Raw genomic sequence first — 21772 nt, 5'->3', positions numbered from 1 at the left:
GCTCAGCCCTCCAGTTCGTCCAGGCTATCGACGTAGCGCAGGCCCTTTTCGGCCAAGCGCTGACGCATGTTGTAGAGGTCCAGGCCGAGTTCGCCATTGGCCAGGCGGACACGCTTTTGCTCCTCCAGATCAGCGCGTTTGCGTGTGGCCTCTACGACCTGATGCACATCGTTATGGCGTACGACCACGACACCATCGTCGTCGCCCACCAGGACATCCCCCGGGTTGATCAACTGGCCGGCGCAGACGAGCGGCAGGTTGACCGAACCCAGCACTTCTTTCACCGTACCCTGAGCGTTGATGGCGCTGGACCAGACCGGGAAACCCATCTGCCGCAGTGTGTGGCTGTCACGGATGCCGGCATCGATCACCAGTGCGCGTACACCACGCGCCTTGAGCGAGGTGGCCAGCAAGTCGCCGAAATAGCCGTCCGTGCAGGGTGAGCTGGGCGCCACGACCAGAACATCGCCTGGTCGGCACTGTTCGACGGCGACATGAAACATCCAGTTGTCGCCCGGTGCCACCAGCACCGTGACGGCCGAGCCGCTGACCGACACCCCTTGCTGGATGGGCCGCAGCGAAGCGCCGAGCAGCCCCTTGCGCCCCTGTGCTTCATGCACCGTGGCCACGCCGAAGCGTCCCAGTTCGTCGATCAACGTGGCGTCGGCACGTGGTGCATTGCGCACGACAATCCCGGTTTTTCCGATCAGCGTGCTCATGCCAGGTGCTCCGTAACCCGCGGAAAGAGGCTCTGGTAACCTTCGGCGTAGACGATGTTGCGGCTGGAGGTGATGCCGACATTGCGTTTGGCCTGTACGCCCCGCTGCAAGGCCACACGGGTGTAGTACTCCCAGAGGTGTTCCTGGCCGGCCATGCACTGGATCGCCGCGTATTTCTTGTCCCACACCTCCGTGATGTCGAGGAACACATCCGGGCGCCACTCGCATTGCTCTGGTTGGTGCGGCTCGAAGCTGTAGACCGGCGGCGCCCCGAGGATTTTTTCGCCGGGGTTGTAGCCTTCGGCCTGGGCGATGATACGGGCCTCCTGAGTCAGGTTCATGGCCAGGGGGTGATCATAGTTGTAGGGGTCTTTCAGCGAATGACTGAGGACAAACGCGGGTTGCAGTCGACGAAACACATCCGCCAGGCGGAACAGCGTGTCGTTGTCGGCCCGCATCGGGTAGTCGCCAATGTCGAAGAACTCGACGCTGGCACCCAATACCTCTGCTGCGGCCAGGGCTTCGTCACGGCGCACGGCCTTGACCCGCTCCTCGGTCATGTCGCCCTTGCGCCACAGCTTGGCAGACTCACCGCGTTCACCCATCGACAGGCAGACGATATGCACCGCATAGCCGTGTGCGGCATGCAGGGCGATGGCGCCGCCTGCGCGCCAGACGAAATCGGCGGAATGTGCGCTGACGATCAGGGCGGTTTTCTGTACATCGATCATGGCGAGGTGTCCTCCTGCTTTTTGAAAAGCATGTCATTCACCGCCACAGGCGAATAATGCGTTCAGTTGTTCGAGGTATGCGTTTTTCTTATTGATGTCCTCGGGGTGCCGGGGCATAGTTCCGTCGGCATGAGACTTTCAGAAGGTATGAGCGCGAATGTTGGCTGATGAGCTTCCAAACCTGATGCAGGTGCGAGCGTTCGTTCGGGTGGCGGAACTGGGCAGTGTGTCGAAGGCCTCCGAGGCTGTTTACCGGGCGCAGTCCGTGGTAACCCGGGCAATCGCTGAGCTGGAGGCGCGCCTGGAGGTGCCGTTGTTTGAGCGGCATGTCAACGGCATGCGCCTGACCGACTATGGCGCCCGGGCGCTGCCTCGGGCACGACGTGTTCTGGCGGAGCTGGAGAGCGTGCCGCGCCTGTTGGAGGGTGCCGTTGGCAAAGCGGTCGAACCGCTCTACCTGTTCCAGGCCCGGCGCTTGCAGGTGTTCGTCAAGCTCTGCGAGACCTGTCACATGCAGACGGTGGCGCGCCATTTTGGCTTGAGCCAACCTGCCGTCAGCGCAGCGCTCAAGGTGCTGGAGGGTGGTTGTGGGCAATCGCTGTTCGAGCGAACGCCACGGGGCTTGCAACCGACGCGGGCCAGCCACGAGATGGTCTTTCCGATTCGCCGTGCGCTGAACGAACTGCGGCATATCCAGGCCGATATCACTGCAATGCGGGGCACATTGCAGGGCGTGGTGCATGTCGGCGCGCTGCCGCTGGGCCGCACCCGCATACTGCCGGACGCCATCGTTCGGCTCACAGCCGCGCACCCCGGCATTCGGGTGATCACCAATGAGAGCCCGTTCGACCTGTTGGCTACGGAGCTGCGAGCCGGCGATGTCGATTTCATCCTGGGGGCCTTGCGTTCGGCTGACTATGCGTCGGACCTGGTCGGCGAGGCTTTGCTGACTGAGGAAATGGTCATACTGGCGCGCCGTGACCACCCGCTGTGCGGCGTGCCGGTTGGACGCGAAGCGCTCAGTGAGGCGCATTGGGTATTGCCACGGGCCGGTTCGCCGGCGCGGCAATTGCTGGACGCCTGGTTCACTGACTCGGGCCTGGCCGTGCCCTGGCCTGTGGTCGAAAGTGGCGACCTGGCAATCATTCGCGGGCTGTTGCTGTGCTCGGACATGCTGGCCATCGTGTCTGCCCACCAACTGGAACAGGAGATTGCCTCCGGGGCATTGTGCATCCTGCCGGTGCAGTTGAAGCAGACCACCCGTGCCATTGGCCTGACCTACCGCAATGGTTGCCTGCATTCGCCCGCCGCGCAGGTCATGATGACGATCATTCGCCAGGCGATTCGCGAGCAGGTGGATGGATAACAGGCCGACCGGACTTTCGGCCAGCCTGTTGGTGGTGGGTCAGAGCAGGCTGAGTGGGTAGCTGATGATCAGACGGTTCTCATCGAAGCTGTTGGTGCTGCCCCAGTCGCGGCGGATGCTGGAGTTGCGCCATTTGACATTGAGGGCCCTGAAGCTGCCACTTTGCACGGTATAGGTCAGTTCGCTCTCGCGGCCCCATTCGGTGCCGTCGGTGGTGCTGCTGTTATGCACGTCGGTGCCATGAATGTAGCGGGTCATGAAGGTCAGGCCCGGGACGCCGAAACCGGCGAAATCGTGGTCGTAGCGCAACTGCCAGGAGCGCTCCCTGGCGTTTTCATAGCTGGAGTTGAAGCTGTCGTTGGCCAGCACGCCACCGCTGGTGCCGTTGACACGAAACCACTCGTCCTTGCCCATGACTTTCTGCAGCCCGAGGTAGACGGTACTGGCGCCGTACTTGGCGGAGAACAACCCGGACGCGGTGCGGTTGTCCAGTTCGCCAGCACGTGCACTGCCGTCTTCCTTACCCCAGAAATAGCCGAGGTTTGCGCCTAGCACCCAGCGCCCCAGCGGTTGAGAGTGCTGCAGTTGCAGGTAGTGTTGCTGGTAGATGTCCTTGAGTTCGGCATTCCACACGCCAATCAATGTGCGGTCCTGATTCAGGCGGTACTCGCCGCCCGCGAAGGTGAACCGGTCAGAGGTGTAGGCGCTACGGTTGAACAGTGACAGGTCTTCCATGCTGGCGTCGTTGCGTGGGCTGTTGCCGCGGAGTTGCCCGCCATAGAGTGCCAGGTGGTCGATTTCCCGTGAGCTGATCTGGGCGCCCTGGAAGGTCTGCGGCAACGACCGTGCGTCATCGGCGCGCAGAATCGGCAACACGGGCATCCACTCGCCAACTTTCAGTTCGGTTTTCGATACGCGGGTCTTGGCTGCGAGGGCCAGGCGAGCATAGTCGTCTGCTGGCCGACCGTCGTCATGTACTGGCAGTAACTGGGTGTTGGTGGTGCCTTTGCCGCCATCGAGCTTGAGGCTGTACAGGCCGAGTACATCCAGGCCAAAGCCGACGGTGCCCTGGGTGAAGCCAGACTTGGCGTCGAGAATGAAACTCTGCGTCCATTCTTCGGCCTTGCCCTGTCTGGTCTGATCGACGAAGTTTCGATTCAGATAAAAATTCCGCAGGGTCAGTGTCGCACTGGCGTCATCACTGAAACCCTCAGCGAACCCCTCCAGTGGCAGTGCGGATGCCATCGCCAGGGTACAGAGCAGGCGCGGGGTGACGGTTGTTTTCATTGTTGTTCTCCGTTTTTTGAGCAAAGCGTGGCCGCTGCCCAGTTGCAGGGCAGGTCGAATGGGGCTGTGGCTGGATGAGCCTGGGCAGGTGCTGGTGCTGGTGCTGGTGCTGGTGCAGGGGGTGGAGGGTGCGGAGCGGGGCCTTCGCTTTTTGGCTCAGGCCCCGTCCGTCGATCAGCGTGCGGTTTTACCTGCCACCGAATACAGCACTTGTTGGTTGCGGGTTTTCATGAAGTCTTCCAGGCTTTGGCCGCGCATCGCTGCATAGACGTGCAGGTTGGCGATGCCGAGTACGGCGGCGAGCTTCTCCAGGACGAAGAAGATCGCGCCGTAGTGAATCAGTCCCCGCCAATCACGTCGGCGCACCAGTTCACACTCTTCTTCGCTCAGCCCGGCTTCCTTGAACAGGGTTTCGGGCTCGTCCAGAAAGCGCTGGCGCCAGTTGGGCTCAATCATGCGGTGCAGGAACTTGTTCAGGCGATAGCCTTTGGCACTGCGTTCCAGTGTGAACGGGTAAGTGCCTTCCAGCTTCTCGATACCCGCCAACTGACGGCCCATGTGTTGCAGATGACGTGCATTCAATTCGGCCGGTACCGGACGCGCCTGGTTTTCCAGCAGCAGCGTGGCGATGCCAGTCATGGATGGCAGGTAGTAGTCGTAGTGCAGTTGCTTCACCGTCGAGGACAGCGCGCCGCGCATGATCAGCCAGGTGATCACTTCGGCACCCTCCATGCCGCCGAGTGTAGCGTACTCGGCCAGGGTCATTTCGGTCAGGCGCACCGGGTCGTTGACGAACAGGTCGATGAACTGGGCGTCCCACTGTGGGTTGTTGAAGCCGCAGCGCTCGCCATGCACCTGATGCGACACACCGCCAGTCGCCACGATCGCAACCTTGAGGTCTTGCGGGTAGCTCTCGATGGCACGGCGCAGGGCCTGGCCCAGTTTGTAGCACCGCGCTGCGCTGGGAACTGGAAACTGCAGGACGCCGACCTGAAGGGGGACGATTTCCACCGGCCAGTCGGGCTCACAGGGCAGCAGGGCCGACATCGGTGAGAAGAAACCGTGATCCAGGGGTTTGTCGCGGAAAAAGCCCATGTCGAACTCATCGCTCATCAGGCTTTCGCCGATGTGCCGTGACAGTGCCGCATGGCCACCAATGGGCGGCAGTGCACGCGGGTTGCCACCTTCATCGGCCACGTCATAGCGCTCGTCCACACCCAGGGTGAAGGCACCGTAGTGGTCAAAGAAGAACGATGTGACATGGTCATTGAAGATGTAGAACAACACATCGGGCTGCTGCTCTTTCAGCCAGGCTTTGATCGGTTCGAAGCCTTGGAAAATTGGCGCCCAGGCCGCCTCGTCCTGTTTATCGTGATCGACTGCGAAGCCGATGGTTGGGGTGTGCGAGACCGCAAGACCACCAATAATACGTGCCATGAGAGTTTCCTTTAAACGAAGCGGATCATTGCGCGATCAACGTCTGGTTGGCGCGGCGCCTTGCCTGACCGTTGGCCAGAATCGCCAGGGCCGCGATGAAGGCCGGCAGGCCAAGGAGGGTGAACAGGGTAGGCAGGCCTAGCCCCAAGCTTAGAATCACGCCACCGATCAGCGAGCCAAAAATCGCCCCGAAGCGGCCGATGCCGAGCATCCAACTGACGCCGGTGGCGCGAAAATCCGTTGGGTAGTAGTTGGGTGCGAAGGCATTCAGACCGGTTTGTGCGCCGCTCATGAAGAAGCCGGCGGCGATCACGCCCACGGCCAGCACGTTCGACTCCAGGCTCAAGGCCCCAAGCAAGAGGATGAAGGTGCCCCCCAAGGCATAGGATGTGGCGATAACGCCGTTCGGGTTGCGACGGTCCATGATCCAGCCGACGACGATCGCACCGACGGTGCCGCCGATCTGGAACAACCCGGTAAGGGTGGCTGCTCGCTCGATGCTCAGGCCGCTGTCACGCAGTAGCGTTGGCAGCCAGCCCATGGTCAGGTAGATCACCAGCAGGCCCATGAAGTAGGTCATCCAGAGGGCCAGGGTACCGAGGCGATAGCGCTCACTGAACAGCATGCGTACAGGTGCTTTATGCTGCGCCTTGGGTTCGGCAACGGTAAAGCAGGTGTTCGCATCGAAGGTACCGCCCAGCCGGTTCAAGACCTTGGCAATCTGGCTTGCGGGCGCATTGCGTGCCGCCAGGAAGCGCGCCGACTCCGGCAGCAGGAACCAAAGACCGGGCAGGAGCAGCAAGGGCAGAATACCGCCAGCCATCAGTACCGATTGCCAGCCATGCAAAGGGATGAGCCAGGCCGCCAGTAGGCCACCGGCACCCGAGCCCAGGTTGAACCCGGTGAACATGAGGGTGATGAGCAGTGAACGGTTGCGCTCGGGGAGGTATTCCGAGAGCAGGGTCGTGGTGTTTGGCAATGCCGCGCCCAGCGCGATACCGATCAGCAGGCGCAAGGTCGCCAGCTCATAAGGGTTGCGAGCAAATGCACAGCCCAGGCTCAGGAGACTGAAGCCGGTCACGGCGAAAACCAGTACGCGCTTGCGCCCGAAGCGGTCGGCGTAGGGGCCGGCGGTCAGGGCCCCTATTGCCAGGCCCACCATGCCCGCACTCATCACCGGGCCGAAAGCCGCACGGGACAGTCCCCATTCTTGCATCAGTGAAGGGGCGATGAAGCCCATGACCGCGACGTCGAAGCCGTCGAACAGGACGATGAGGAAGCACAAACCAAGGATAAGCCACTGGTAGCGTGTCACGGGCCGGTTGTCGATCCACGCTTTCACATCGACAGTTTGATTAAGCATGCGCATTCACCTTTTGTTTTTGTAGTGGTGAAAATTCCGCCGGGCATTCGAAAACAGTGATGACCGGCAGGAATCACCTGACCGCATCGCGGAGTGGGGTGAGTCTACGGCCGCAGGCCGTGGGGCGGCCTCTTGGAAATCTTTAAGCGGGTATCGTTTTTGTTTATCGCCGTGCGGCTGCCACGCAACAGGGTTGTGATGCCCGGCCACCTGTTCGCCAGGCAACAGGTGTCCAACACTTTGCTGGTTTTTGCGCTGTATCGATTTCAACAATATTTATAAGCTGCTGAAATATAAGGATAAAAATACTGGCACGGCTCCTGCACTGACGCATTGAAAGGCCGCCGAGGGTGGTGGCCGACGATGAGTAAGCCGTGAGGAACCTATGTCAAACAACCTGACCAGCGCCCATTACCCGCTTTCTGAACCGGATGCGCATGTCATTCGCAGTGATGCCGAAGCCATTGCCGTTGCGCATAAGGTTGCGGCATTCCTGCTGGAGGGCGACGCTGAGCGAGACCGTCAGCGCCAGGTACCCGCTGAGGTGGTGGACGTGTTTTCCAACAGTGGCCTGTGGGGGATTACCGTGCCCAAGGCTTTCGGCGGCGCGGAGGTGTCCTATGCCACCCTGGCCGAAGTGATTGCCATTATTTCCGCTGCCGATGCTTCGCTGGGGCAGATTCCACAAAACCACTATTGCTTGCTCGAAGACATCCGTCTGCAGGGCAGTGAAGCGCAGAAACGCTTTTTCTTTGGCCTGGCGCTCAAAGGCAATCGCTTCGCCAACGCACTGTCGGAAACCGGCGGCAAGACGGTACAGGACATCCAGACGCACTTTACCCGCGATGGCGAGTCCATCGTCATCAATGGGCGCAAGGGTTACTGCACCGGTTCGCTCTACGCTCACTGGCTGGGCGTGCTGGCGCTGGATGCCGAGGGCAGGGCGCACCTGGCGTTTGCGCCTCGCCACACGGCTGGGCTGACCGTGGTCGACGATTGGGCCAGTATCGGGCAGCGCAATACCGCCAGCGGTACGGTATTGGCGCAGAACCTGCGGGTACCGGCGTTCAATGTGTTCCAGACCTATCGCTCGTACGAGAGCCCGACCCTGGCCGGGCCGTTTGCACAAATCACGACCGCCGCCATCGATGCCGGGATCGCCCAGGCTGCGCTGCGCGACACCGTGCGCTTTGTGCGTGAACATGCACGGCCCTGGATCGATGCCGGGCTGGCCAAGGCCAGCGAAGATCCGCTGACCATCGTGCAGGTCGGCAACCTGAGCATTCGCCTGGAGGCCGCTGAAGCGTTGCTGGAGCGCGCCGGCAAGGTTATGGACAGCGTGCGGGCGGCCCCGGACGAAGAGGGGGTGGCGCTGGCTTCGGTGGCGGTCGCCAAGGCCAAGGTGCTGACCACGGAAATTGCCCTGGAAGCCAGCAACCGTCTGTTCGAGTTGGGCGGCACGCGTTCCTCGCTGGCCGTGCACAACCATGACCGGCATTGGCGCAACGCCCGCGTGCATACCTTGCACGACCCGGTGCGCTGGAAGTACCACGTGGTGGGCAACTGGTTGCTCAATGGGGTTAAACCGCCACGCCATGACTGGTCGTAGGCTGGACTGCACTGAGGAGTGAAGGGATGAACGAACTGTTCGCCAATCTCAATGGTGGGGAAATCGCTCAGGCCTGCCTCGATACCTTGACCATGCTCGGCGCAGCGCTGAGTTTTACCGTGCTGCTGGGCCTGCCGTTGGGTGTGTGGTTGTACCTCACCGGCAAACAGCAACTGCACGAAACCCCGGGTGTGTACCGCAGCCTGTCGGTGCTGGTGAACACCTTGCGTTCGTTGCCGTTCATTATCCTGCTGATTGTTCTGGTACCGGTAACCACCCTGTTGACGGGTACTTCACTGGGGGTGGCGGGCGCCATTCCGCCGCTGGTGGTGGGCTGCACGCCGTTCTTCGCCCGTCTGGTGGAAACCGCCCTGCGCGAGGTCGACCGTGGCCTGGTCGAGGCAACCCAATCAATGGGCGGCAGCACCTGGCAGATCATCTGGCACACCTTGCTGCCTGAAGCCCGTACCGGGCTGATCGCTGCGGTGACCGTCACCGCCATTGTCCTGGTGGATTACACCGCCATGGCCGGCGTGATCGGTGGCGGCGGTTTGGGCGATCTGGCCATTCGCTTTGGTTATCAGCGTTTCCAGACCGATGTGATGGTCGTCACCGTGCTCCTGTTGATTGTCCTGGTGCAGGCCCTGCAGGTCAGTGGTGACCGGCTGGTGGTGCGCTACAGCCGGCGCTGAAAAATGCTTTCCCGAGTGGCAGCCGGGTAGTGCTGCCAACTGTGGCCCCACGTCCACCCCACGACGGCCAATCCTCTACTGTTCAAGGAGTCACTGTGATGAAAAAGGCTATTGCCATACTGGCTGCCGTGGTCGCGTTCAGCGCTCAGGCGGGTGAAAAACTGGTGGTGGGTGCCACCCCGGTTCCACATGCGGAAATTCTCGAATTCGTAAAACCGGCACTGGCCAAGGAAGGTGTCGATCTGGACATCAAAGTGTTCACCGACTTCATCCAGCCCAACCTGCAACTCGCAGAAAAGAACCTCGACGCCAACTACTACCAGTACCGACCGTTCCTCGACGAATTCAACAAGACCCGTCATACCAACCTGGTGCCAGTGGTCGGTGTACATATCGAGCCCTTTGGCGCTTATTCAACCAAGATCAAGCACCTGTCGGAACTGAAGGACGGCGCCTCGGTGGCGATTCCCAACGACCCGGTCAACACGGGCCGGGCGTTGGTCTTGCTGCATGAAGCTGGCCTGATCACGCTGAAAGACCCAAGCAATACCTTGGCGACCCAGCGCGATATCGCCGAGAACCCGAAAAAATTGAAGATTCGTGAACTGGAAGGCGCACTGTTGGCGCGATCGGTGAACCAGGTCGATCTGGCTTTCGTGTTCGCCAACTATGCCCTTGAAGCCGGTATCGACACCAGCAGTGCGCTGATCGTCGAAAAGGGCAAGGACCTCTATGTTGAATACCTGGTCGCCCGTCCGGACAACCTGCAGAGCCCGGCCCTGCAGAAATTGGCCAAAGAGCTGAACTCGCCACACGTGCGCGAATTCATCCTTGCCCGTTACAAAGGCCAGATTGCCCCGGGCTTCTAAGCCCCGTCGGCATCGTGGCTGTCAGGAAGCCTATTCAGATGACCCAGCACACTGCACTCAAGGTTGTACCTGATGATCTGGCCCAGGTGCCTTCAGCCCGAAGCGGTGCGGCGGTGAGCAGCCTGCGCGAGCCAGCACACATTCGTCTACAGGGGTTAGGCAAGCACTACCCGGGTAATCCCCAGCCGGCATTGAGCGACCTCAACCTGGCAATTCGTCACGGGGAGGTGTTCGGCATTATCGGTCGTAGCGGAGCCGGCAAGTCGTCGCTGATTCGCACCCTCAATCGCCTTGAGCAACCGAGCAGCGGCCGGGTGTTCATCGATGATCAGGACATTGGCTTGTACAACGCCGCGCAACTGGTGCAATTGCGGCGACGGGTCGGGATGATTTTTCAACACTTCAACCTGATGTCGGCGAAAACCGTCTGGGACAACGTGGCGCTGCCCTTGCGCATGGCCGGTGCAGACAAGGCGCAGATCGCCAGCAAGGTTGGTGAGGTGCTGGCATTGGTGGGGTTGCAGGACAAACACCAGGCCTACCCGGCGCAGCTGTCCGGGGGGCAGAAGCAGCGCGTCGGCATTGCCCGTGCCTTGGTGCATCAGCCGCAGATCCTGCTTTGTGACGAGGCTACCTCGGCCCTCGACCCGGAAAGCACCCAGGCTATCCTGGCACTGTTGCGTGACATCAACCGCCGTCTGGGTTTGACCATTGTATTGATCACCCACGAAATGGAAGTCATCCGGGCGATCTGCGACCGGGTGGTCGTGCTGGAGCGCGGTCAGGTCGTGGAGCAGGGCGAGGTCTGGCAATTGTTTGGTGACCCACAGCATGAGGTCACCCGCACCCTGCTGGGCAATCAGCTCAATGACGTGCCTGTCGACTTGCAGCAGCGATTGCACGCTGGGCCGGGGGCTGTGACGGATGAGCGGCTGTTGAGCCTGCAGTTCAGCGGCCATCAGCATGAGGTGGACCTGCTGGCGATTGCCAGGGCCTTGGGCCCCCAGACCCGTTTGCTGCACGGCGGCGTCGAGCGCATTCAGGGGCGCGCTCAAGGCCGCTTGCTCGTGAGCGTGCCGGTGCAGGGAGACGCCGAGGCGTTGCTCGCGAAAGCGTCGACGCTGGCCGACCGCGTGCAGTTGGTGGGGTACCTCACGCCACGCTGAGGAGGCCTGTACTGTTGACGCGAAAAAGCCCGGGGCTATCGATGGGATAGCCCCGGGCTTCTTTTATCGACCACGGGTATTCAGATCGACAGGTTGAAGGCCCTGGCGCCGGTCTCGCGCGGCGCAGGTTGGCGTTTATTGACCACAAGCTCGCCGCTTTTGATCAGCATTGCCCGGGTGATGTTGCGGCTCAGGCCGAGCAGGTTGGCGGTGTGTACCTGGTTGTAGTGGGAGAAACGGTAGGCCGCTCGCAGCAGCAGCGCCTCGACCCGTTCATGCAGCGCACCACTTTCCTCTTCAAACAGTTTCTGGAAAGCCTGTTCCAGCAATACTTCGGCGCTGTCGTTGTGGTTGCTGCTCTCCTGGCGCTCGATACGTAGATTGGACAGGTGCAGGTCCTGCGCACGTATCAGGTTGTCACGGCAGATCAGCAAGGTGTGGTGAATGACGTTTTCCAGTTCGCGAATGTTGCCTGGCCAGGAGTAGCTCACCAGCTTTTGTTGAGCCTCGGCATCCAGCGCGATCTCGCCATAGCCCAGGCGTCGGCTGTACTCGGCAATGAAGTGGCGAATCAACGGCAGGATATCGCCTGGTCGTTCACGCAACGGGTTGAGCTCCAGGCTGACGACGTTCAGGCGGTAGTAGAGGTCCTCGCGGAAGTGCCCGGCATTGATTGCCTTTTCCAGTTGCACGTTGGTGGCGGCCAATACCCGCACATTGATCGGGATGCTCTTGCGAGAACCCAGGCGCACCACTTCCCGCTCCTGTAGCACACGCAACAGTTTGACCTGGATAGGCATTGGCAGGTCGCCGATCTCGTCAAGGAACAGCGTGCCGCCGTTGGCTTCTTCAAACCAGCCCGCCTTGGCGCTCAGGGCACCGGTGAAGGCGCCTTTTTCGTGGCCGAACAATTCGGCTTCTACCAGCGTTTCGGAAAATGCCCCGCAGTTGACTGCAATGAACGGCTTGTTGCGCCGTGCGCTCAGGTTGTGCAGATGACGTGCGACCAACTCTTTGCCGGTACCGGTTTCACCAATGATCAAGACACTGGCGTCACTGGGCGCGATTTGTTGCAGGTGCGCCAGCAGCGCTTGCGATTTAGGGTCCTCGAAAACCTGCGCGGTGGCGCGGATCGACGTGGCCAGTGCGGGTGAGGGCGGCAGCGTGAGTAGTTGCATGGTCGGGCCTATGAGTAAAAAGACGGTGTTTGTAGCGCCCCGTTTGGCGCCCAGCCGTTCAGTCTTTGACGGGCTGTTGGGCTGGCAACACTGCTGAGCTGCGTAAGGCACAACAGTATCGGTGCGTGCGGTGTTGAATGTAATTGATCTAACAACCATTAAATAAAGACATTTTAGTTATTAGCTTAAGGCGTTGCCGAAGTGGGTCGAAAGGCTCTGGATCGAGGGGAATTGAATGGACTGAGGCGTCAGGTGGGGCAGTGTTTGCAGGGCAACAGTGGATCAACAGTGCTGTTGATCGAGCAATAGTTGCCGGGCCGCCAGTGGCTGAGTGGCGGCAACTCCTTGAGTGGCGTTTCCCGGCCCTATGGGCCTGGAGCGCAGTTCAGCCGTAACTGGTACAGCTCTTGCTCATCTCCTGGTCTATCCAGCCTCGCTGCTGATCAGGGCGCCGCAGAGCGCTTGCCAAAATGCCGACGGCACGGATGCCGCACGCCTTGCGCCAGAACGGGTTGCCTTGTCAGCCGCGCATTCCTTTTTGAGGCCTGTACCTATGAGCTTGGAGATTTTCTGGTTTCTTCCCACCTCCGGTGACACCCGCTATCTGGGCAAGTCGTCGTCCGGTCGCCCGGCGACCAATGCCTATATGCGCCAGATTGCAGTGACTGCAGAAAGCCTCGGCTATGACGGTTTGTTGATACCCACCGGCAGCAGTTGCCTGGACCCCTGGGTCACCGCTGCGAGCCTGGTGCCGGTAACCCAGCGGATCAAACTGCTGGTGGCGTTGCGCACCTCGGTGAGCGGCCCGACGGTGGCCGCACGGCAAGCGGCCACGCTCGATCAGGCGCTGAACGGCCGACTGCTGCTCAACGTTGTACCCGGCGGCGATGCCACCGAGCTGGCGGCAGAGGGCGTCTACCTCGATCACGACCAGCGTTACGAAGCGGCAGACGAATTTCTCACCGTTTGGCGCCAACTGCTGGCAGGCAAGACCCTGGATTTCCAAGGCAAGCACGTCAACGTCAAACAGGCTTCAAACGTCTTTGCACCGGTGCAGACACCCTATCCACCGCTGTATTTCGGCGGCTCCTCGGCAGCCGGCCATGAGCTGGCGGCCAAGCATGTGGATGCTTACCTGACCTGGGGCGAGCCGCCGGCTGCGGTGGCCGAGAAAATTGCCGATGTGCGCGAACGTGCGGCGAAATACGGGCGTACCGTACGTTTTGGTGTGCGTCTGCATGTGATCGTGCGCGAAACGACCGAGCAAGCCTGGGCTGCCGCCGAGCGGCTGATCAGCCACCTGGACGACGACACCATTGCCAGCGCCCAGGCCAACTACGCCCGCATGGACTCCGAAGGCCAACGACGCATGGCTGCCCTGCATGGCGGGCGCCGTGACCAACTGGAAGTCAGCCCGAACCTGTGGGCGGGTGTTGGCCTGGTACGGGGTGGTGCCGGTACGGCCTTGGTGGGTGATCCACAGACGGTTGCCGCGCGTTTGCAGGAGTACGCCGAGCTGGGTGTCGACAGCTTCGTGTTGTCGGGCTACCCGCATTTGGAAGAAGCGATTCGCTTTGCCGAGCTGGTGTTCCCGCTGCTGCCTGGGAAAAAGCCGGTGACGCTTGCCGATCAAGTCCTGACGGGTGGCGCTTTTGACGCGCGTGCGGCGGTAAGACCCGTCGTGAGCGAGCCTGAGGTTCTCGCGTAATCCCAAGCATGACCAAGGCAAGGCGCAGGAGCCGGGAAGGGCAATCGTCTATGCTCCTGCGTGCATGAGCGGCGGGGCATGTCCGGCCGACCAAGGTCATTGCCAGAGGGGTACTCGATGAGCATGGGGGCAGATCGTGCGCTTCCCGTTATTCCGCGAACGGTCTGGACGTTGGGTTTTGTCAGCCTGTTCATGGACCTGTCGTCCGAGCTGGTGCATAGCCTGTTGCCGCTGTATCTGGTCAGTGAGCTCGGCATCAGTATCCTGGCGGTGGGTATCATCGAGGGCGTGGCGGAGGCCACTGCGCTGATCGTGAAGGTGTTTTCCGGCGCGCTCAGCGACTTTATCGGGCGGCGCAAGGAATTATTGTTGCTCGGTTACGGGCTTGCGGCCCTGACCAAGCCATTGTTCCCGTTGGCGAGTTCGGCAGGCGTGGTGTTCACTGCACGTATTCTGGATCGGATCGGCAAAGGTATACGGGGGGCACCACGCGATGCGCTGGTCGCCGATGTGGCGCCCGCTGCCATTCGCGGAGCCTGCTTTGGCTTGCGCCAGGCGATGGACACTGTGGGCGCATTTCTCGGGCCACTGCTGGCCATTCTGCTGATGACGGTGTTTGCCGGGGCGATCTCGTCGGTACTGTGGTTTGCCGTGATTCCTGCTGCGCTGGCCGTTGGGCTGTTGCTGGTGGGGATCCGCGAGCCTGCTCACGAAGGGGGCGAGCGACACTTCCGTGCGCCGCTGCGGATGGCCTCGTTGAGGCAGTTTTCCTCGGCGTACTTGTGGGTCGTGGCCATTGGCGCAGCGTTTTCACTGGCGCGCTTCAGTGAAGCGTTTCTGATTCTGCGTGCGCAGCAGGCAGGTTTCGCGGCCACCTGGGTGCCTCTGGTCATGGTGGTGATGGCAGGTTTCTACATGGTGTCGGCCTACCCGGTCGGTAAGTGGTCGGACCGGGTCAGCCGTACGGCACTGTTGTCCATGAGCCTGGTGTTGCTGATACTGGCTGACCTTGTCCTGGCGTATGCCCAAGGCACCTGGGCGATGATGGCCGGCGTTGCGCTGTGGGGGCTGCATATGGGCTTCAGCCAAGGCACGCTGGCCACACTGGTCGCCGATACCACGCCCGCCGATCTGAAAGGCACGGCATTTGGGGTGTTCAACCTGGTCGGTGGGCTGGCCTTGTTGCTGGCCAGTGTGATTGCCGGCTGGCTTTGGCAAGCCTATGGCGCTGCGATGGCATTTTACGCAGGTGCAGTTTTTTCGGCGCTGTCATTGCTCCTGCTGTTCGGCAGAGCGCGTGCCAATTGACCTCGCCCGTACCGCACAAGCACCTTAAGGAACCCTTAAGTCCCGATAAAAGCGCGTTCAGCTTCCATTAAGTAATGGCGGTTATCGTGAAGCCATCTTTTCCTCTACCTGAGGGCTTCTCGATGAAAAAGGCTGTCTTTTCCCTTGCCCTTGCGGGTGTCGCCGCAGCCCCGGCATTTGCACACGCTCGGGAGGTCACCCTCACCAGCACCTTGCAATCCTATCGTGGCAACGGTGCCTATGTTGCCATTTACCTGACCGATGCCCAGGGCAAGTATGAACGTACCCTGTGGGTGGCTGGCAAGAAGGCCAAGTACTACAAGCACCTGCGCGACTGGGCTCGTGGCAGCGGCCTGAACGCTGCCGAATTCGACGGCATCAGTGGTGCCAGTGTCGGCAGTGGCGAAACGCTGAAAGTGTCGGTGGACATTGCCGATGCATTGATCGACGCCGGCTATCAGATCCGCATCGACACCGCGGTGGAAGACAAACGCGAAAACAGCGCCGAGGTTCAGGTGCCGCTGACCCGCGAGGGCTCGGGTAAGGCAACCTCGGGCAATGGCTACGTCGATAGCTTCCGTTACGACCTTTGATGCCGGTGAGGTACAGGCTCATGTTGCGCAAACTTCATTCGTGGCCAGGTGTGGCGCTGAGTGTGCTGGTCATGGTCGTAGCCCTGAGCGGGGCGACCCTGGCGCTGCAACCGACACTCACGCGCCTGGAGGTGGGTAGCCCGCTGCAGGGCGTCAGCGCCGCTACCGTTGCCTCACGGATCACTCAGCAGGTTGCCGGCGTCGAGCTGATCGAGCGGGCACCTTCAGGCGAGGTACGGGTAACGGTCGACGCGAAGCACGGTGGCGACACCCTGCGTGTCGATCCGCGTACCGGGGCAGTACTGGGCGCCTATGCGCCAGGCGCCTTCATGACCTGGATGCGGGACCTGCACCGTTCGTTCTTCTCGGGTGACATGGGGCGCGGTGTCAGTGGTGTCGTGGCCCTGGTGATGGCGCTGCTGTCACTGTCCGGCGTGGTGTTGTTGGCCCGAAAAATGGGTGGGTGGCGCAAGCTGTTGGCCCGCTCAACGGGTGACCGTTCTCAGCGCTGGCACTCGGCCGCTGGCCGCCTGAGCGTGCCAGGGCTGATACTGTTGTCGGTGACAGGCCTGTACATGTCCGGCGTCACCTTTGGCCTGATCGATGATGGCATGGCGCTTGAGCCGGCCTATCCCAGCCAGGTGACACAAGGCCCGCATGCCGCCGTGGCTGACCTGAAGGCCCTCAAGGCCGTTGACATCGCCGACCTGCGTGAACTGGAGTTTCCCAAGCCCGAGGACAGCAACGGCGTCATTACCCTGAGAACCGCGTCTGGCGATGGCTACGTCGACCAGGCGTCAGGCGAATGGCTGGGCTATCAGGCCCACACGTTGGCGCGTCAGGTCTATGAGACGGTCTATCAGTTGCACACTGGCGAAGGCTACTGGTGGTTGAGCCTGCTGTGTGGCCTGTGTGTGTCGATAGTGCCGTTGTTGGCCATTACCGGCACGTTGATCTGGTGGCAACGGCGCACGCTGACGCCAACACTGCGTGGCAACGTCGGCGCGCAACAGGCGGATACCGTGGTGCTGGTAGGCAGTCAGTCGGCGAACACCTGGGCGTTTGCCAGCGCCGTGCACGATGCCCTGACGAATGCCGGTCATGCCGTGCATACCGCCACGATGAACAGCCTGCAACCGCGCTATCGTCAGGCCAAGCGCCTGCTGGTGCTGACCTCGACCTACGGTGATGGGCATGCGCCGGACTCTGCCAGTGCCTTCCTGGCACGCTTGCAACACGCCCAGTTGGGGCCTGAGGTGGCGGTTGCAGTACTGGGCTTTGGTGATTCACGTTTCAAACAGTTTTGCGCCTATGCCCAACGGGTGCAGGACGCCTTGTCGGACGCTGGTTGTTCAACGTTGTTGCCCCTGGCTACGGTTGATCGTGGCGATGCCGAAGCCTTCAGTAAGTGGGGGGACGACCTTGCCGAGCAATTGGGTGTGGCGCTGCACCTGCAACCAGTGCGTGTTTCCATGCCGACACGCAGCCTCGAATTGATCGAGCGGGTGGTTTACGGTGATACAGCCGAGACCAGCACCGCCGTCATGCGTTTTGCGCCCGTACCCCGCCCTGGGCGTAACCTGCTGTCCTGGCTGCTGCGCAAAGACCGTTTGCCTGCGTTCGAACCAGGGGACTTGCTGGGTGTCGTGCCAGGCAACGGGCAAGAGGCAAGGCTTTACTCCATTGCCACCAGCCGTAGCGACGGGGTGGTTGAGATTTGTGTGCGTCGACACGTGCAGGGGCTGTGCTCGGGATACCTGCATACGTTGCCGCTTGGCGGTCGCATCGAGGCGTTCGTTCAGCAACACCCGCATTTCCGGCCGAGTGCCGGGCAGGCTCCGGTCATTCTGGTGGGCGCGGGTACCGGGATCGGTCCGTTGGTAGGCTTTATTCGCAAGAACCACCGCGCGCGTCCGATCAACCTGTATTGGGGTGGGCGCTCTGCCGCGACAGACTTCCTCTATGAGGACGAACTGGGTACTTACCTGGAGGACGGGCGGCTCAACCACCTGAGCACGGCGTTCTCTCGCGGAGCAGAGCGCGCCTACGTTCAAGACCGCATTCGCGCCGATGCGCTGAAGCTGCAGGCGTTGATCCAGAGCGGGGCGCAAGTGTTGGTGTGCGGAGGACGTGAAATGGCAGAAAGCGTCAGGCAGGTGTTTGACGGGCTGTTGGCACCCATTTGCCTCAACGTCGAGGCCCTCAACGTACAGGGGCGATACCGTGAAGACGTTTTCTGAGTCAGCGCTTGCGCGCTACAGCCTCAATGGCGAAACCATGGGAACGCGCTACAGCGCGGTCTTCTATGCGCCAGTGGGGCAGGACACCTCGGTGCTGCATGCACGGTTGTTTCAGGCGGTCGATGCCGTGGACCAGCAGATGTCCACCTGGAAACCCGACTCGGCGTTGATGCGGTTGAACGCCTTGCCAGTCGGCGAGTGGATGGAGATTCCCGATGCCTTGCTGTGGGTCTTGTCGACAGCGCTGCGTATTGAGCACGAGTCACAGGGGGCCTTCGACATCGGCGTGGGTGACCTGGTCAACGCCTGGGGGTTTGGTGCGGGCGGTCAATCGGCTGAAGTACTGGCGGCGAACGGGGGGCAGACGCGACACCGCGCCTCGGCAGCCCTTGAAATCGACTTCAGCACTCAACGCGTACGTAAACGCCTGCCCATTACCCTGGACCTGAACGGTATCGCCAAAGGCTTTGGCGTCGACCAACTGGCCCACTGCCTGGAACAGGCGGGCATTAAGCATTACCTGGTCGGCATCGACGGCGAGATGCGTGCAGCCGGGCACAAACCCTCGGGCGACCCCTGGAACATCGCGATCGAAAAGCCGCTGCGTGGCCTGCGAGAGGTGATGGGGGTCATGGAACTCAGCGATGCGTCTATCGCAACCTCCGGTGATTACCGGCATTGGGTCGAGCGCGACGGCGTACTGTACTCGCACACCATGGACCCGGCCCGTGGCCGCGCACTGCACTCGCCGCTGGCGGCAGTATCGGTGGTCGCCACCAGTTGCATGTACGCGGATGCCTGGGCCACCGCGTTGATGGTGCTGGGCCCGGACGAGGGCGTTGCCTTGGCGCAGCAGCGGGGTATGGATGCCGTGTTTTTGCTGCGTGACGGTGATGGATTCAAACAGATCGCTGTGTTTGATGGCCAGGTACAATAGGCGCACACCCTGGCATTGAAATGGAGTTCTAACCACTGTGATTTACTTGATACGTCATGCTACGCCTGTGCTCTGTTACGGCCGCTGCGATGCAGCGACGGCCAAGCGCCTTCTGGATGAGTACAACCAGACCACACAGATCGATCTGCGCGAAATCGAAGGTTTTCTTCAGCAATTGCCGCTGAGTCAGCCGTTGTTGTCGGCAGAGGTGCGGGTGCTGTCCTCGCCGGTCAATAGAGCCTACGTTACTGCCTGCAGATTGTTTGGCGCTACGCGTGTTCAAACCGACAACCGCTTGCATGAGTATGACCTGCGCTTGAGTCGCCTCCCGTTCCTGCGGATAGGCCTCAAGCAGTGGTTTGCGTTGTTCCGGGTACTGTGGTTGCTGGGTGTTTCGTTGGGGGCGGCTTCCCGCCGAGACGAAACCCGGCGGGCGCAGGGCGTCGCTGACGAGCTGTACCAGTCATGGGTAACCACGGGCGGGCGTACGGCGGTGGTGTCCCATGGCCTGTTTCTCCGGACAGTCAGAAAGGCCCTGCAAAAACAGGGCATGCAGTCACGTGAAGTATACCGCTCAGGTTGTTTTACCGTAGACCTGCTGACCCGCTGAGCATCGACGCCAACCCGAACATGGCGATACGGCTGTTGAGGCCGACGTGTTCGCGATAGGTCAGGCCAAGAGCGCTCCGCTCTTGGCGCTCCGAGAGAGCTTCGGAAATTTCCTACTCAGTTTGCTGAAACGGATGAGCGTGTATTGGCTTACTGTTGAATGCATAGGAAAAAGTACTGCGGCTTGTCTGACACGTTAACTGGATACCTCCATTCACTGTCCTCTCACGGAGCGAGAAATGATTGATCGACTGATCAAAGGCGACCTCTCTGGATTCACGAAATGGCCTTGGATAGGCGTTGCTCTTGCGCGTTTGTTTTCTAGAAATCCTACGGCTCTGTAGGAAGCATCCATGGCCATTCTCATTCTTCCCCTCCGACCTGCACGCGTTGTTGTTCGGGCCACGGTGTCTCTGTCCTCGCTGGCGCAAACGGTCGTCACCCTTTTCGGTAGAGCAGGTAATCACCATGAGTAGCGTTCATGATCAAGCCATGCAGCATGTTTATCGACAAGTGCTTCAGCGGCTGATGGAGCACTTTTCCCAGGCCCAGCGTGCCTCCTTGCAACTCTTGATTCAGCGCGTGATTGTTGCCGCGGGCGGTTACGAACGCGTCGCGGGCTTCAAGGTGATGTATGCCCATGGCGGTGGCAAAGACAGCGTCCAGGCCCTGGCTTTCCTGCGTGCCGCGCAGTTGAGCATCGCGGCGCGCTCTACCTCGACCTTTCACCTGCGTATTGCGACGGCCCGGCACGCAGGCATGACCGCTGATGTCATGGCGAACATCGAGCGTGGTTATTCGGCACTGTTTGTCCATGATGACCCGCGCGTCGAGGCGTTGGTGCTCGATGGCGGGGTGTTGCAGCCGTTCGACAGCGGTCAGACAGCCACGCCGGACCAATGTCAGGCGGACCGCAACGACCTGTTGCTGTCCGGGCATTTGACACTGGGGGCAGCTTGCCCGGCGTTCTGCGGATGTTGTTACCCGGGCCTGGCTGATCTGTATCGGCACGCAATGGCATGGGATGGCGGTGTGGATGCGGTCATCAGCGCCGACCCCTTGCCCGAGCGCAAGCGCTACCTGGCCTGGGGGCGCCGGGTGCTTCGACGCGCGGGGGTTGGGCTGAGTGCCCAGGTCGCGACATTCCCCAGGGCCATGATCGATGCGCTGGGCGCGGTGCGGCGTCAACAGGTGCAGCAGTGGTTGGGCCAGCCTTTGCAGGCCCAGCCTTTCGCGGGAAGCCAGCGCCCGTTGCGGTTCATTGCGATCGATGATCTGGTTCACCAGCCGTTTGACGAGCCGTGCGACGTGCTGAATGCGTTTCTGGGCTTCCACTACGATGAGCATTCCTTTGTGCTCAGCGAGTCGGATTGCGCCACGCCACTGCTAAGTGCCCACCTGTGGGGCCTGCGCAGCGAGCATGTGCATGGGCAGCCCTATGTGGCCGGCGTGAACGACTACCTCAAGCGTGCCCGTGTTCGGATGCAACGCAAGCAGATGTCGCCGTCATTGCAACGCGAGGCCCTGGCCGCATGGCAAGGGGCCGATCAATTGGCACAGCGTCGCCAGCGGGCTCGCGATCTTGCTGCCCAGGCCTATGGCTTGAGTGAGGCGCAGTTGATCTGCCTGCTCTTTGCGCCCTTTGTCGAAGGCGGCAAGCGGCTGGAGCAGTTTTTACGCCGGTGTCACCCAGGCATGCTGGTTGCGCTACCGTACATGCACAAGGCGCTGCGTGAGCAACGGGCACCGGAGCCGGTTGTCCAGTGGCTGGTGAGTATCGGCGGCTTGCCGCTGTCGACCTTGCAGGCGTTGTACCGGCTTGAAGCAGAGGCGTTGAGTCCGTCGCTCAATCACCCGACTCACGGTCAGTGTTTTGGCAGGGCTGCGGCACACCGCTGATCACGGGAAGTTGCCAAGATTGCCGGTCTGTATGTATAACCAGTGCTCGCACATTCTGGTT

The 21772-nt window shown here is 61.2% G+C and carries 18 protein-coding genes; 12 read left to right on the top strand and 6 right to left on the bottom strand.

What is annotated here, in order from left to right:
* Nucleotides 1-2: 2 nt before the first annotated feature.
* Complete coding sequence (locus IE038_RS03410; protein WP_189395123.1) at nucleotides 3-719, bottom strand: 4-carboxy-4-hydroxy-2-oxoadipate aldolase/oxaloacetate decarboxylase; 717 nt, start codon at nucleotides 717-719, stop codon at nucleotides 3-5.
* Nucleotides 716-1450 (bottom strand): 4-oxalmesaconate hydratase, encoded by a 735-nt coding sequence (galB, locus tag IE038_RS03405; RefSeq protein WP_163939729.1) that lies wholly within the window; start codon nucleotides 1448-1450, stop codon nucleotides 716-718. The genes IE038_RS03410 and galB overlap by 4 nt, the downstream gene beginning before the upstream one ends.
* A gap of 157 nt (nucleotides 1451-1607) precedes the next feature.
* Between galB and IE038_RS03400 the strand changes: the two genes are divergently transcribed.
* The gene (locus IE038_RS03400) at nucleotides 1608-2816 is read left to right on the top strand and encodes a LysR family transcriptional regulator (protein ID WP_163939727.1); all 1209 of its coding nucleotides are present in this window, start codon (nucleotides 1608-1610) and stop codon (nucleotides 2814-2816) included.
* A 39-nt stretch (nucleotides 2817-2855) separates the two neighbouring features.
* Here the strand turns inward: IE038_RS03400 and IE038_RS03395 are convergent, their stop codons facing one another.
* The 3 genes from IE038_RS03395 to IE038_RS03385 form a co-directional block, all read right to left on the bottom strand.
* On the bottom strand, nucleotides 2856-4103 hold the full coding sequence (locus tag IE038_RS03395) for an OprD family porin (protein ID WP_163939726.1): 1248 nt from the start codon (nucleotides 4101-4103) through the stop codon (nucleotides 2856-2858).
* Nucleotides 4104-4277: 174 nt separating this feature from the next.
* Nucleotides 4278-5540: a gallate dioxygenase gene (locus tag IE038_RS03390; protein WP_163939723.1), complete on the bottom strand. Its 1263-nt coding sequence runs from the start codon at nucleotides 5538-5540 to the stop codon at nucleotides 4278-4280.
* Nucleotides 5541-5565: 25 nt separating this feature from the next.
* Nucleotides 5566-6903 (bottom strand): MFS transporter, encoded by a 1338-nt coding sequence (locus IE038_RS03385; RefSeq protein WP_163939721.1) that lies wholly within the window; start codon nucleotides 6901-6903, stop codon nucleotides 5566-5568.
* 385 nt (nucleotides 6904-7288) lie between these two features.
* Here IE038_RS03385 and IE038_RS03380 point away from each other — a divergent pair, with 385 nt between their 5' ends.
* From IE038_RS03380 to IE038_RS03365, 4 genes are all read left to right on the top strand, one after another.
* A complete protein-coding gene (locus IE038_RS03380) occupies nucleotides 7289-8512 on the top strand; it encodes an SfnB family sulfur acquisition oxidoreductase (RefSeq protein WP_189395122.1) in 1224 nt (407 codons plus the stop codon).
* Nucleotides 8513-8538: 26 nt separating this feature from the next.
* On the top strand, nucleotides 8539-9204 hold the full coding sequence (locus IE038_RS03375; RefSeq protein WP_163939719.1) for a methionine ABC transporter permease: 666 nt from the start codon (nucleotides 8539-8541) through the stop codon (nucleotides 9202-9204).
* 98 nt (nucleotides 9205-9302) lie between these two features.
* On the top strand, nucleotides 9303-10073 hold the full coding sequence (locus IE038_RS03370; protein WP_163939717.1) for a MetQ/NlpA family ABC transporter substrate-binding protein: 771 nt from the start codon (nucleotides 9303-9305) through the stop codon (nucleotides 10071-10073).
* Nucleotides 10074-10111: 38 nt separating this feature from the next.
* Nucleotides 10112-11239, top strand: a complete 1128-nt coding sequence (locus IE038_RS03365; protein WP_163939715.1) for a methionine ABC transporter ATP-binding protein — start codon at nucleotides 10112-10114, stop codon at nucleotides 11237-11239.
* 80 nt (nucleotides 11240-11319) lie between these two features.
* Here IE038_RS03365 and IE038_RS03360 read toward each other — a convergent pair whose 3' ends face one another.
* A complete protein-coding gene (locus tag IE038_RS03360) occupies nucleotides 11320-12417 on the bottom strand; it encodes a sigma-54 interaction domain-containing protein (protein WP_163939713.1) in 1098 nt (365 codons plus the stop codon).
* Nucleotides 12418-12970: 553 nt separating this feature from the next.
* Here IE038_RS03360 and ssuD point away from each other — a divergent pair.
* From ssuD to IE038_RS03325, 7 genes are all read left to right on the top strand, one after another.
* Entirely contained in the window at nucleotides 12971-14125 is a 1155-nt protein-coding gene (ssuD, locus tag IE038_RS03355; RefSeq protein WP_163939711.1) for an FMNH2-dependent alkanesulfonate monooxygenase, read from the top strand.
* 117 nt (nucleotides 14126-14242) lie between these two features.
* Nucleotides 14243-15433 (top strand): MFS transporter, encoded by a 1191-nt coding sequence (locus tag IE038_RS03350; RefSeq protein ID WP_163939737.1) that lies wholly within the window; start codon nucleotides 14243-14245, stop codon nucleotides 15431-15433.
* 122 nt (nucleotides 15434-15555) lie between these two features.
* On the top strand, nucleotides 15556-16026 hold the full coding sequence (locus IE038_RS03345; RefSeq protein WP_189395121.1) for a DUF2271 domain-containing protein: 471 nt from the start codon (nucleotides 15556-15558) through the stop codon (nucleotides 16024-16026).
* A 20-nt stretch (nucleotides 16027-16046) separates the two neighbouring features.
* Nucleotides 16047-18266 carry a PepSY domain-containing protein gene (locus IE038_RS03340; protein ID WP_189395120.1) on the top strand — a complete coding sequence of 740 codons (2220 nt, stop codon included), beginning with the start codon at nucleotides 16047-16049 and terminating at the stop codon, nucleotides 18264-18266.
* Nucleotides 18250-19203 (top strand): FAD:protein FMN transferase, encoded by a 954-nt coding sequence (locus tag IE038_RS03335; RefSeq protein WP_229775601.1) that lies wholly within the window; start codon nucleotides 18250-18252, stop codon nucleotides 19201-19203. The genes IE038_RS03340 and IE038_RS03335 overlap by 17 nt, the downstream gene beginning before the upstream one ends.
* 37 nt (nucleotides 19204-19240) lie before the next feature.
* On the top strand, nucleotides 19241-19813 hold the full coding sequence (locus IE038_RS03330; RefSeq protein ID WP_163939850.1) for a histidine phosphatase family protein: 573 nt from the start codon (nucleotides 19241-19243) through the stop codon (nucleotides 19811-19813).
* 467 nt (nucleotides 19814-20280) lie between these two features.
* A complete protein-coding gene (locus tag IE038_RS03325; RefSeq protein WP_189395119.1) occupies nucleotides 20281-21711 on the top strand; it encodes a hypothetical protein in 1431 nt (476 codons plus the stop codon).
* Nucleotides 21712-21772 lie beyond the last annotated feature (61 nt).

This window comes from Pseudomonas laurentiana (assembly GCF_014648275.1).
Lineage (GTDB): Bacteria > Pseudomonadota > Gammaproteobacteria > Pseudomonadales > Pseudomonadaceae > Aquipseudomonas > Aquipseudomonas laurentiana.
This window is presented reverse-complemented; position numbering and strand designations above follow the sequence as displayed.